Source organism: Clostridium manihotivorum, assembly GCF_004015185.1.
GTDB classification, from domain to species: domain Bacteria; phylum Bacillota; class Clostridia; order Clostridiales; family Clostridiaceae; genus Clostridium_AR; species Clostridium_AR manihotivorum.
Map to the genome: position 1 here is coordinate 3,815,366 of NZ_CP025746.1, position 12,387 is coordinate 3,827,752.

At 32.4% G+C, this 12,387-nt stretch carries 13 protein-coding genes; 1 reads left to right on the forward strand and 12 read right to left on the reverse strand.

The features are described 5' to 3' along the window. Positions 1-176: 176 nt before the first annotated feature. Together C1I91_RS17235 and C1I91_RS17240 are read right to left on the reverse strand one after the other, a co-directional pair. The gene (locus C1I91_RS17235) at positions 177-1,823 is read right to left on the reverse strand and encodes a DAK2 domain-containing protein (protein ID WP_128213977.1); all 1,647 of its coding nucleotides are present in this window, start codon (positions 1,821-1,823) and stop codon (positions 177-179) included. 12 nt (positions 1,824-1,835) lie between these two features. Then, positions 1,836-2,183, reverse strand: coding sequence for an Asp23/Gls24 family envelope stress response protein (locus C1I91_RS17240; RefSeq protein ID WP_128213978.1), 348 nt, complete (start codon positions 2,181-2,183; stop codon positions 1,836-1,838). 479 nt (positions 2,184-2,662) lie between these two features. Here C1I91_RS17240 and rpmB point away from each other — a divergent pair, with 479 nt between their 5' ends. After that, entirely contained in the window at positions 2,663-2,854 is a 192-nt protein-coding gene (gene rpmB / locus C1I91_RS17245) for a 50S ribosomal protein L28 (protein ID WP_128213979.1), read from the forward strand. Between the two features lie 169 nt (positions 2,855-3,023). On the opposite strand, the gene spoVM is transcribed toward rpmB, so the two are convergent. The 10 genes from spoVM to fmt all read right to left on the reverse strand — a co-directional run bounded on the left by spoVM (position 3,024) and on the right by fmt (position 12,371). Continuing rightward, entirely contained in the window at positions 3,024-3,107 is an 84-nt protein-coding gene (gene spoVM, locus C1I91_RS29810; RefSeq protein WP_128216028.1) for a stage V sporulation protein SpoVM, read from the reverse strand. 222 nt (positions 3,108-3,329) lie between these two features. Then, complete coding sequence (locus C1I91_RS17255) at positions 3,330-3,959, reverse strand: thiamine diphosphokinase (RefSeq protein WP_128213980.1); 630 nt, start codon at positions 3,957-3,959, stop codon at positions 3,330-3,332. Positions 3,960-3,961: 2 nt separating this feature from the next. Then, positions 3,962-4,612, reverse strand: a complete 651-nt coding sequence (gene rpe, locus C1I91_RS17260; protein ID WP_128213981.1) for a ribulose-phosphate 3-epimerase — start codon at positions 4,610-4,612, stop codon at positions 3,962-3,964. Beyond that, a complete protein-coding gene (rsgA, locus tag C1I91_RS17265; protein WP_128213982.1) occupies positions 4,606-5,472 on the reverse strand; it encodes a ribosome small subunit-dependent GTPase A in 867 nt (288 codons plus the stop codon). The genes rpe and rsgA overlap by 7 nt, the downstream gene beginning before the upstream one ends. Positions 5,473-5,563: 91 nt before the next feature. Then, on the reverse strand, positions 5,564-7,567 hold the full coding sequence (pknB, locus tag C1I91_RS17270; protein WP_128213983.1) for a Stk1 family PASTA domain-containing Ser/Thr kinase: 2,004 nt from the start codon (positions 7,565-7,567) through the stop codon (positions 5,564-5,566). A gap of 1 nt (position 7,568) precedes the next feature. Continuing rightward, positions 7,569-8,288: a Stp1/IreP family PP2C-type Ser/Thr phosphatase gene (locus C1I91_RS17275; protein ID WP_128213984.1), complete on the reverse strand. Its 720-nt coding sequence runs from the start codon at positions 8,286-8,288 to the stop codon at positions 7,569-7,571. Between the two features lie 12 nt (positions 8,289-8,300). After that, positions 8,301-9,338 (reverse strand): dual-specificity RNA methyltransferase RlmN, encoded by a 1,038-nt coding sequence (gene rlmN, locus C1I91_RS17280; RefSeq protein WP_128213985.1) that lies wholly within the window; start codon positions 9,336-9,338, stop codon positions 8,301-8,303. Between the two features lie 4 nt (positions 9,339-9,342). Continuing rightward, a complete protein-coding gene (gene rsmB, locus C1I91_RS17285) occupies positions 9,343-10,668 on the reverse strand; it encodes a 16S rRNA (cytosine(967)-C(5))-methyltransferase RsmB (RefSeq protein WP_128213986.1) in 1,326 nt (441 codons plus the stop codon). Between the two features lie 13 nt (positions 10,669-10,681). Further along, positions 10,682-11,365, reverse strand: a complete 684-nt coding sequence (locus C1I91_RS17290) for a zinc metallopeptidase (RefSeq protein WP_128213987.1) — start codon at positions 11,363-11,365, stop codon at positions 10,682-10,684. A gap of 73 nt (positions 11,366-11,438) precedes the next feature. Then, a complete protein-coding gene (fmt, locus tag C1I91_RS17295) occupies positions 11,439-12,371 on the reverse strand; it encodes a methionyl-tRNA formyltransferase (protein WP_128213988.1) in 933 nt (310 codons plus the stop codon). Positions 12,372-12,387: the final 16 nt, after the last annotated feature.

Below are 12,387 nucleotides of genomic sequence, written 5' to 3' on the forward strand. Positions count from 1 at the left end.
CACCCAAAACAAAAGTTAAAAAGAAAAGCGACTATGTCGCTTTTCTAATAGAAAGTACTCTTTCTTAAAATAACACTGTAACCACATATACTATTTCTTTAATTGAAATATATATGCTGCAACTATAGAAAATAATGTTCTATGACTAAATAGTATATGTACGGCTTTCTTATATTTTATTCTACAGATATTAAGAAGTAATATAATGGCTGTTCTCCAGCATAACATTGAACATCTAAATCACTGTACTTTTTCTCTACCTCTGAAACAAAAGCTTCAACTTGCTTTTCATCACATTCTTTGCCGTAGAATAGAGTTATAAGCTCGCTATCCTTATCAACCATTTGATTTAGAAGTTCCGCAGTTACTTCATATACATCACTGCCCACATTTTTAATCTTGCTTTCAATTAAGCCTAGTATATTTCCTTCTTTTATTTCAATTCCATCCATCTCTGTATCTCTAACAGCATAGGTTACAGAAGCTGATTTAACAAAATCTACAGAGCTTGTTAGCTCTTCGATATTTTCTTCTACCTCTGCTTCTGGATTGAACATAGTTATAGCTGTTATACCTTGAGGTATAGTTTTTGTTGGAATAACTACTATATGCTTTTCAGAAATCTCTGCCGCTTGATTAGCAGCCATTATTATATTTTTATTATTTGGGAATACAAAAATATGTTCTGCATTAAGTTTTTCTATACACTCTAGTATGTCTTGCGTGCTAGGATTCATAGTTTGACCACCTTCAATTACATGGTCAACTCCTAAATCCTTAAATATATTCTTTATACCTTCACCCATAGCAACAGATATAAATGCATACTTTTTCTTTTCTTCTACTTCTTCTTCAACAGCTACAGAATCTTCATTTGAAGCTTCATATTCTTTCTCTACAAGAAGATGTTTATGCTCTTCTCTCATATTATCGATTTTTATTTTCGACAATTCACCTAACTTAACTGCTTTAGAAAGTACTGCACCAGGATCATTAGTATGGATATGAACTTTTATTACATCTTCATAACCAACAACTATCATTGAATCTCCAAAATGCTCTATATCAGCTTTAAACTGATTAGCTTTTGAACTATCTCCTACAATTATAAACTCTGTACAATAACCAAATTTGATATCATGCTCTTCCAAATTATTAGCTGCTGACACTCCTGTTGAAGCAGGCTTGAAATCTTTTATCGTAACTTCTAAATTCTTGTCTAAGGCTTCATACATACCTTGTAGTATTATAAGAAGTCCCATTCCACCTGAATCTACCACTTTAGCTTTCTTAAGAGCAGGAAGCATTTCAGGAGTTTTGTCTAACATTACTTTACTATGCTTACAAACCTGATCCATTAATCCAGTTATATCTTTGGCATTAGACTCTGCTGCTGCCTCTGAAGCTGCTCTTATTATAGTAAGTATAGTACCTTCTGTTGGTCTCATAACCGCTTTATAAGCTGACTTAGCGCCTTCTGCTAAAGCATTAGCAAATTCTTTTGCATCTGCTTCAACCTTATTGTCTAGTCCTTTTGATATACCTCTAAGTATTTGAGATAAAATAACACCAGAGTTTCCTCTAGCACCCATCAAAGCCCCTTTTGCTAACTTTTTTGAAATCTCGCCTAAAGAAGCTCCCTTTAAAGTTTCTATCTCCTTAACAGCAGCTTTAAAAGTCATTGACATATTAGTTCCAGTATCTCCATCTGGAACAGGAAAAACATTTAATGAATTTACATATTCACTTTGTTCTTCCAACTTATTGCTGGCGTTAATAACCATGTTGTAAAAATTCTCACCATTGATTCTAATATAATTCATTAGTTTGCCCTCCTAGACTCTCACAGCTTGCACGTTAACAGTAATTGATGATACCTTAATTCCAGTATAATTTTCAACATTATATCTAACTTTTTGAATTATATTATTTGCAATAACAGATATCTTTGTACCGTACTCAACCATAACGAATAACTCTATATTTAATTTATCTTCTTTTAAATTTATCTTAACACCCTTGCTTAGATTTTCAACTCTTATCAATTCCCAAAATCCATCAGTAGCGTTCTTAGAAACCATCCCAACTACGCCGTAACATTCCATAGTTGAAAGTCCAACTACTTTTGCAATAACTTCATCAGAATATGATATATTTCCAAGCTCATTTGATATTCCTAACATAATTAAATTCCTCCTTGCTAATTTCCGTTAAGTATATTCTATATTAAATAGGAAGATTATTCAATACTCATAATTTTCTAGGCTGATATGCTATTTTTAGCTATAGTATATTTATTTTGATAAAATTAACATACTATAGTTTAGTGAAACCGCCATATTTATTTGTACTACCGGTTACAATTGTTCAGAATAGATAATAAAATTAATTTACAAGCTTAAATAAAACTTCAGTAATTCCTACAATTTTTTTCTTATATATAACCTTCTTGAGATAAAAAAGTGGCTGAAGCGACTTTCTTCAGCCACTTTTTTGCGCATCTGCCTTTCATAGAATTTTATACTTTCTATAGAGTAAAAAATACTCAATAATATTTTACTCATAAATATCATTTTTATCTTGCATAAATTATACATCTTGTGATAATATATTATATGTCCTATTGAAGATCACAATCTTCAGAGTTAAGGAGGTGTTGTAAATGTCAAGAAAATGCGAAATCTGCAACAAGGGTGTAATATCAGGAGTACAATACAGCCACTCACACAGACAAAGCAAGAGAAAATGGGCTCCTAACATAAAAAAAGTTAAAGCTGTAGTTAACGGAACACCAAAAACTGTTCACGTTTGTACTAGATGCTTACGTTCAGGTAAGGTTCAAAGAGCAGTTTAAGAATCTTGTGAAATGCAGTTGTATTAGCAATTGCATTTTTTTTACCTAAAAAGCGTGCTTAATGCACGCTTTTTATTTTAAGGTAAATGTATAAAAGAAAAAGCTGAAGTAAATTACTTCAGCTTTTTTTTACATCAACATGCACAACTTGCATGAGCCATCTCTTTTCTTATGTATGTTTTCTGTCTTTCCTTATAAATATTCTAAAGAATATAGATAAGAACTTAGGTAGTTTTATTGCTACTATCCTCATTTAAAATCCCCCCTAAATAAATATAAAAAGCCACCAATAAACTGCTTTAATATATAGTATGCAAAAGGCAATTTATTGGTGACTACTAATTTACTATATTTTTATTTAAATTTAGGAACCATTAAATTACCATATTTAAATTAAAATTGAAAAAACATGGGTAAGTTAATAGTTAAAGTAGAAATCTTATACGTTCTTCATTTCACTTTGCAAAAGCTTACACTAATCATTACTATACATAACCATAACTATACCAGAGGTAAATGAAATTTCTATAGGATCTTTCTGAAACTCATTTGAAACAGTTCTGCCATCTCCCAAAGTCAGATTATAATCATATAGAGGATACTTGGCATTGTATATATTAAAATCATTTACACTTCCTCCAAAGGCCTGGAAAGATATAGTTTGTCCCGGCACTCCGTAAAGAGTAGTATTTTGTGAAACTAGAAAAATATAATTATTTTCATCTTTAATGGATGTAGTTATATTTCTCTCTAAACCCCTTTTTAGTAATCCTAAATTAGCAATGGTATGATCTAACCTAGTACCAGTACATCCTAATAGGACAACTTCAGTGGCACCAAGCTCTAATACATTATTAAAAGCTAGCTCACTATCAGTAAAATCTTTTTCTGGTTTAAAGGTAATCCTTTTTATCTGACCATAGTAATTTAGAGCCTCAGAGTCAGCAGAATCAAAATCACCTAAGATTATATTAGGAGTAATATCATAATTATAAAAGGTATTAATGCCACTATCGGCAGCGATTAATATATTTGCATCCTTAATCTCTTTAAAAAACAAATCCTTACTTGGCGCATTTCCTCCTGCAACTATAACAGCTTTCATCCCTACAGCTCCTTCTTTAGTTCAGCTAAGTTACTCTCTATATTACCACCACTGAACACAGAAGATCCAGCCACTATAACATTTGCACCAGCTTCTACAACACTCTTTATATTATACTTATCTATGCCACCATCCACTTCTATAAGAAGGTCTTTATTATATCTTTCAGATAATTCCTTAACTTCCTTTATCTTATCTATGCTATAATCTATAAACTTCTGCCCTCCAAAGCCTGGATTAACGGACATTATAAGTACCATATCCAGCATAGGTATTAGATGCTTGATTAACTCTACTGGTGTTGCTGGATTTAATGAGATACCAGCCTTTACACCTTTGCTTTTTATATAAGAAATAGTTCTATCTAGATGTCTATCTGTCTCATAGTGAATTGTTATTATGTCAGCGCCAGATGATACAAATTCATCAATATATCTTCCTGCTTCATGTATCATAAGATGAACATCAAAAACCTTTTTAGTTATAGGTCTTATTGCTTTTATTATTGGAAATCCAAAGGATATATTAGGTACAAAAACCCCGTCCATGACATCTATATGAATAAACTCAGCTCCTGCTTCATCTACTCTTCTCACTTGCTCTCCAAGTTTTGTAAAGTCTGCCGCTAAGATTGATGGCGATAATACTACCATTTAACTTTCCTCCTCATTATGTCTTCTAATGATCTTACATAAAAATCATATCTAAGTTTACTAATAATTCCCTCAGCAACTGCATCTTTTACAGCGCAGCTAGGCTCCTTATAATGGTTGCATCCTGTAAACTTACACTTATCATTATAATCCATAAATTCAGGAAAACAATATTTTAAATCATCCTTTTCTATAAAATCTAGATCCAAGCTAGAAAAACCTGGAGTATCTACTAAAAAGCCATGCTGTAAAGGTATTAGTTCACTATGTCTTGTAGTATGCTTTCCTCTTTTAAGCTTTTCACTTATTTCACCAGTTTCCATATGCACTCTTTCAAGAAAAGCATTTATCAAAGTTGATTTTCCAGCACCAGAAGGGCCACATAAAACTGTGACATTATCAGAAAGTCTATCCCTTAAAACATCAAGTCCCATCTGTCCTTTAGCATTGATAAATAAAACCTCATAACCTAAATTGTTTATATTGTTCTTTATCTCACTTTTTTCCTCTTCACTACATAAATCCACTTTATTTAAGCAAACTATAGCTTTTATGTTGTTATGTTCACACAATACTAAAAATCTATTAAGCAGATCAAAATTAATATCTGGATTTTTAATAGCAAAAACCACATATGCTTGAGTTACATTTGACACAGTAGGTCTTATAAGCTCCGAAGTTCTTTCATATATTGAGTTTATAACACCTTTTCCATTAGTAACCTCAATTTCAACCTTGTCTCCAACCATCGGTTTAAGATCATTATGTCTGAACTTGCCTCTTGCTTTACATTCAACTATATCATCTTCTGTTTTTATGTAATAGAAACCACCTATACCTTTAATTATTGTACCAGTCATAGAACCTCCAAATAAAATATATTCTATATATATAATAAGCATTTTTTTGATAAAAATGCAATGGTGCCAGAATATACTGGCACCAAAATTGTTATTGAGCTGGATTATTTGCTGGCTTTAGAGTAATTGTTACACTATCACCAGGATTTACTTGAGCTGGACTTACACCAACTACTACAGAGTCCTTTGGTTGTGTTTTATCATCAAAAGTATAAGAAACTTTTGTTCTATTAGGCCACTGATTTTCTACAAAATCTCTTGTCCTTCCTGATATTTCCTTTTGAACATCTATAGGTTTTGGATTATATTTAGAATAATAAACTTTTATAGTTGTACCTTCAGGTACATCGCTATCTTTAGCTATGCTCTGAGCAACGATAAAACCATCTTTATTTTTCAAATCATAATTATCTGTAGACTGTTCCACAGCTTCCATTTTCAAATTCTTAGCTTCTATCAAAACTTTAGCATCGTCAACCTTCATACTTCCAGTTGAGACTAAATCTGGAACCTTTGTAAGTTTAACACCTATACTTACCACTATATCTATAGAAGAATCTTTTTTGGCGTCAGAATTAGCCGATGGTGTTTGACTTATAACTTTCCCCTTCTCTATAGTATTACTATTATCTTGGCTTATATTTCCTACAGAAAAACCAGCTCCTACTATAGCTTTCTTCGCCTCATCTAATGACATTGGCTTCGAAGTTAAATCAGGTACTTTTATTGTCGCTGGACCAGCACTTAATACAACTTTAACCTTATCATCTTTATTTGCCTTTTCTCCAAAAGCAGGAGTTGTTTGTATTACAGTTCCTTCAGGCTTATCACTATTTTGCTGACCATCTTCAACATATACTAATCCACTATTTTCTATAGCTTTTTTAGCATCATCTTTTGTCATTCCAACAACTTGTGGTACATCAACCTGAGTAACTGCAGGTTTAGCAGGTTCCTTGGCACCAATCTTATTTCCGAAGAACATTGAAGCAGAAGCAATTGCCACAACAACTATTAAAACAAAAGCAAGACCTAATAAGACTCTATTTATCACTCTTTGCTTTTTCTGCTTAGGTGTTAGCTTCTCATCATCGTCTTCGTCATCATCATAATAATCATCATCGTCTTCATTTTCTTCATCTTCATCATAAACTTTGCTTTGAGCTTTGGCTTTATTCTTAAGTGCCGCCTGCTTTATAACTTCTGCTGTTACTGGCTCCATTATTCTAGTATGATCATCGTCTAAAGAATCAACAGGAGCATTTATAACTGCGTTAGGATTTTCTTTTACCTTTTCTAGATCAGCAATAATTTCCTTAGCACTTTGATATCTTTTTATAGGCTCTTTTTCAACAGCCTTTAAAATAAGGGCATTTAAACTATCTGGTATCTTACTATTCATATTTTTAGGTGGAATCACCGGTTCTTGTATATGCTTCAAAGCAACTGTTACTGGTGAATCACCGTCAAAAGGAACTCTTCCAGTTACCATTTCATATAGAACAACACCTAAAGAATATAAATCTGTTCGGCAATCTACATAGCTACCTTTTGCCTGCTCAGGCGAAAAATAATGTGCAGATCCCATAACACTATTGGTATAAGCAATTGTTGATGAGTCTGTTGACTTAGCAATACCAAAGTCAGTGACTTTAACAATTCCTTCTTCTGTCACTAATATATTCTGAGGTTTTATATCCCTATGTATTATATTATTCTTATGAGCACAATCAAGTGCATTTGCAACCTTAGATGCTATACTTATAGCAGTTTCATAAGCAAATTTTCCATGCTCATTAATTATTTCCTTAAGATTTTTACCTTTTACATATTCCATCACTATATAGTGTATATTATCTTGTGTACCTACATCTAAGATATTTACAATATTAGGATTAATCAAATTTGCAATGGCAGTAGCTTCTCTTTTAAACTTTTCTACTATTTCTTCATTATTTGTAAATGAATCTTTTAGAACTTTTACTGCTACATATCTTTTCAATTTATGGCATTTTGCTTTGTAGACGTAGGACATACCCCCCTCGCCTATCTTTTCAAGGATTTCATACCTTTCTCCTAAAACCTTACCTACCATGCTATCTCTCTCCTCCAAAAATCATTACAGTTATATTGTCTTTTCCCCCTCTATCTTTTGCTAGATCAACTAGAGCAGTGCAAGCTTCATCATAATTAGATCTGGACTTGATCAAATCTTTTATCTCTTCATTTGTAACTTCATTAGTAAGACCATCAGAACATAAAATTAAGGTATGGAAGCCTGAAGCTGTAATATCAAATATATCTACTTCAACACTCAAACTGGTTCCCATAGCTCTAGTGATCACGTTTTTTCTAGGATGATGCTTAGCTTCTTCCTCACTTATAGACCCTGAATCCAGAAGTTCTTGAACTAAAGAATGATCTCTTGTTATTTTAATAATATTGTCATCCACTATCCCTAAGCAGCAGCTATCTCCAACATTGGCTATCTGTATTAAATCTTTAGTGGCAAAGCAGGCAGTTAAAGTAGTGCCCATACCACTAAAAGTGGTATCACTTAAAGAGTATTGATACAAACTCTTATTTACGTATTCGATAGAAGCCTTTAAAATTTTATCTTCGTCTATTGTACCATAGTTTTCAGTGAAATAGGAAATCAAGCCTTCAGCAGCCATTTTGCTTGCTACTTCACCAGCATTGTGGCCACCCATTCCATCTGTGACCACATAAATCTTATAGCTATCACCCTCATAATAACTAGCAAAATCCTCATTTAAACTTCTTTTGTTACCCACGTCTGTTTTAATGCTCACCATAGAATCTTCCCCCTATTTATCTTGGGACTCGATATAGCTTCTTCTCAATTGACCGCATGCGGCATTTATATCCGTTCCCATCTCTCTCCTTACAGTTACCTCAATACCATAGCTTTTTAAAATGCTCTCAAATTCATCAATTGTTTTCTTAGATGATCTTTTAAATGAGTTCTCCACTACCTCATTTACTGGAATCAAGTTAACATGACAAAGCATGTTTTTTAATAACCCAGCTAATGACTTAGCATCTTCTTTAGAATCATTGACATCCTTAACCAAAGAATATTCGAAAGTGACTCTTCTCTTTGTTTTATTTATGTAATAGTCACAGGAATCTAAAATTTCTTTAATTGAATACTTGTTGGCTATTGGCATTATTTGTTTTCTTTTCTCGTCACTGAAGGCATGCAAAGAAATAGCAAGAGTAATTTGGGTATTTTTATCTGCAAACTCTTTTATCTTTGGCACTAACCCACAAGTAGAAACTGTTATATGTCTTTGCCCAATATTTAAACTATATTCTGCATTAACAACTTCTATGAATTTCATTACATTGTCAAAGTTATCAAAGGGTTCACCGCTTCCCATCAAAACTACATTAGATATTCTTTCACCTAAAATCTTTTCTCCTATTAATATTTCAGATATAATTTCTCCTGAAGACAAGTTTCTTACCATACCATTGAGAGTTGAAGCGCAGAACTTACACCCCATCCTACATCCAACCTGTGTAGATACACAGATTGAGTTCCCGTGTTTATATTTCATAAGAACAGCTTCAATTAGATTTCCGTCATTAAGCTCTAATAGGATTTTCTTTGTATCATCATTTTTTGATACATAAATCTCTTTTACTTGTGGCAATCCTATATAGAAGTTATCTTTTAGCTTAAATATAAGACTTTTAGATACATTAGTCATAGCTTCAAATTCGAAGGTATGTTTCTTATATATCCATTCCATGATTTGTTTAGCCCTAAATTGACCCTCATTATTGTCCTTCATCCACAATTTCAATTCATCTAATGTTAAGTTTAAAATATTATCCATTGTTTCACCTACTTAATTTTCTAAGCTTAGCAATATAGAAGCCATCTAAAAACTCATTAGGTAATATTGTAACTGAGCCATCTTCGTTGTACATCAGATTATCACTATCGCCTAGATAGATTTTCTCAAGTTGAACATCTTTAAAATTTTCTCTAAGCCATTTAATATTTTCTTCATTTTCCTTTTTATTCAATGTACACGTAGAATATACCATAATTCCATCTGGTTTTAAATAGAGCCAGGCATTTTTTAATATATCCCTTTGAATATTTATTAAGTCATTAAGATCCTTTTGAGATTTTGTCCATTTAATTTCTGGTTTTTTTCTTATTATTCCAAGTCCAGAGCATGGAGCATCCACTAAAATCCTATCTGCCCACTCTCTATATTCACTATTGTATTTAGCGGCATCTAAAAGCTTCGTTTCTATATTATTTATCCCTAATCTTAATTTGTTTTCATTAACGAGCTGAAGTTTATGCTCATATATATCACAACCAACTACCAAGCCTTTATTTTCTAATATTTCTGCTATGTGTGTTGTTTTCCCTCCAGGAGCACTGCATAGGTCCAATACCTTAGGGGCACCTTCAAGTTCTAACAGTGGAGCTACTAACATAGCACTTTCATCCTGAACAGTTATTTTACCTTCTGAAAATAAAGGGTTGTTTTCTATACTTTTTCCCTTAATTATATTAATAGCTTCTGGACACATACTTCCTTCTTCTACCGTATATCCTTGTACTTCTAACTCATCAAAAACTTCATCAAAATCTGATTTTACTGCATTCACTCTAACTGTAACACTTGGAGTTGAGTTTAGTCCATTTAATATCTTTATACAATTTTCTTTACCATATTGCTCATAAAACAACTTAACCATCCAAGGTTCAAAAGAATATTCAATAGATAGATACTCTATATCGCTTATATTACTTTTGATTTCGGCATCTTTATTTCTTATAAAGTTTCTAAGCACTCCATTTATGAATTTTGATGAGTTTATAGATATCTTTTTCCCTAGATTAACTGCCTCATTTACTACAGCAAAGTCTGGTACTCTATCAAGATATTTTATTTGATATATTGCACTTCTCAAAATGTTTAGTATTCTTTTGTCTATTTTATTAAAATCAGCCACTAAAGTAGTAATTATATAGTCAATAGTCTTCTTATACTTTACTGTTCCATAAACAACCTCAGTGACAAGTCCCTTATCTTTATCATTTAAATCACTTTCATTAAGGCGTTTATTCAATTCTATGTTTGAATAAGCTCCCTTATAGAAAATACTATCAAGTATATCTTTTATTATTTTTCTGCTATTCATCTTTTACCTCAATTTATCTGTCTCTATCGTTACTGATAGCTATAAGCCTTATTAGCTGAGAAATAGCCATAAGAGTAGCTGCAACATAAGTCATAGCTGCTGCACTAAGAACACTCTTAGCACCTTTAACTTCGTCAGGATAGAGTATATTTCTGCTACTTAAGATTTTTAAAGCTCTGCTTGAAGCATTAAACTCAACTGGTAATGTTATAAGTTGAAATATAACTACTGCAGAGAATAATACTATACCAAAAGTTATAAGTGGTCTAATGCCCAGTAACATTCCAGCAAAGAAAAGTATCCAAGAAAAATTAGATCCTATATTTACAGCTGGAACTATGGCATTTCTTATAATTAATGGTGAATACAAATCCTTATGTTGTATTGCATGCCCAACTTCATGAGCCGCTACTCCTATAGATGCAACGGAATCATTGTAATAAACATCTTGAGATAATCTCAAAACCTTACTTTTAGGGTCATAGTGATCTGATAACTTACCAGAAACTAGTTCTATAGGTACATTGTGAAGTCCAGAATCATCCAAAATCATCCTAGCAACTTGCGCTCCAGTATATCCATTATAACTTCTAACTTTGCTGTATTTGTTAAAAGTTGATGAAATTTTAGACTGAGCATAAAAAGATATTAACATTGCAGGAACTAATAATAAAAAAGTTGAATCAAAGTAAAACATAAACATTCACTCCCTTTATCATATTGTACCGCTAAACACTTTACCCTCTTTAATTTATTAACAGCCAAATATATTATTTATTAAATATATATCCTATTTCGAAAGAATTACCATTTATATACTGTTCTATATACAATGGCTTTCCATTAGGAAATTGAACTTTCTTTATAAGTAAAACATTTTTTCCTGTGGATACTTCAACCCCTGCTTTACTAACTGAAAGAATGGTTCCTGGGGTTTTTGCACTATCTTTTTCTATCACTTTAGTTTCATAAATCTTCATTTGCTTATCCATGTATTGTGTATAAGCTATAGGCCATGGATTAAGCCCCCTTACTAGATTATGAATTTCTATTGCCCCCTTGCTCCAATCAATATTAGCTAGATTTTTATCTAGCATTGGAGCATGGCAGGATTTACTTTCATCTTGTTTTACCGGTGATATAGTGTTATTAACTAAACCATTTATTGTATCAACTAAAAGCTTTCCACCAGTCTCCATTAGTATATCGTATAGTTCTCCAGAGGTCATATCATCAGTTATTTCTACACTATTTGTTAAAAGCATATCACCAGTGTCTACACCAACATCCATAAGCATAGTAGTATTGCCTGTTACTTTTTCTCCATTTATCACAGACCATTGTATAGGTGCAGAACCTCTGTATTTTGGAAGTAAAGAACCGTGAAGATTTATACACCCATACTTTGGTATATCTAAAACAGATTTCGGTAATATTTGCCCAAAGGCTACAACCACTATGAAATCAGGCTCCATAGCTCTTAATGCCTCTATAGTTTCTGGTTCATTCTTAATTCTTATTGGCTGATATACAGGTATATTATTTTCTACCGCTACCTCTTTCACTGCAGACATAGCTAGTTTCTTACCTCTTCCTTTAGGTCTATCAGGTTGGGTAAATACTGCCTTAACACCAAATTCTGATATTAAGGCCTTTAGTGATGGAACTGCAAATTCTGGAGTTCCCATAAAAACTATATTCATACTTTAATTCTCTCCT

Excerpts from the sequence above, each read along its gene's own strand:
- C1I91_RS17235 (WP_128213977.1), bottom strand. The coding sequence starts at position 1,823 with ATGAATTATATTAGAATCAATGGTGAGAATTTTTACAACATGGTTATT.
- C1I91_RS17240 (WP_128213978.1), bottom strand. The coding sequence starts at position 2,183 with ATGTTAGGAATATCAAATGAGCTTGGAAATATATCATATTCTGATGAA.
- rpmB (WP_128213979.1), top strand. The coding sequence starts at position 2,663 with ATGTCAAGAAAATGCGAAATCTGCAACAAGGGTGTAATATCAGGAGTA.
- spoVM (WP_128216028.1), bottom strand. The coding sequence starts at position 3,107 with ATGAGGATAGTAGCAATAAAACTACCTAAGTTCTTATCTATATTCTTT.
- C1I91_RS17255 (WP_128213980.1), bottom strand. The coding sequence starts at position 3,959 with ATGAAAGCTGTTATAGTTGCAGGAGGAAATGCGCCAAGTAAGGATTTG.
- rpe (WP_128213981.1), bottom strand. The coding sequence starts at position 4,612 with ATGGTAGTATTATCGCCATCAATCTTAGCGGCAGACTTTACAAAACTT.
- rsgA (WP_128213982.1), bottom strand. The coding sequence starts at position 5,472 with ATGACTGGTACAATAATTAAAGGTATAGGTGGTTTCTATTACATAAAA.
- pknB (WP_128213983.1), bottom strand. The coding sequence starts at position 7,567 with ATGGTAGGTAAGGTTTTAGGAGAAAGGTATGAAATCCTTGAAAAGATA.
- C1I91_RS17275 (WP_128213984.1), bottom strand. The coding sequence starts at position 8,288 with ATGGTGAGCATTAAAACAGACGTGGGTAACAAAAGAAGTTTAAATGAG.
- rlmN (WP_128213985.1), bottom strand. The coding sequence starts at position 9,338 with ATGGATAATATTTTAAACTTAACATTAGATGAATTGAAATTGTGGATG.
- rsmB (WP_128213986.1), bottom strand. The coding sequence starts at position 10,668 with ATGAATAGCAGAAAAATAATAAAAGATATACTTGATAGTATTTTCTAT.
- C1I91_RS17290 (WP_128213987.1), bottom strand. The coding sequence starts at position 11,365 with ATGTTTTACTTTGATTCAACTTTTTTATTATTAGTTCCTGCAATGTTA.
- fmt (WP_128213988.1), bottom strand. The coding sequence starts at position 12,371 with ATGAATATAGTTTTTATGGGAACTCCAGAATTTGCAGTTCCATCACTA.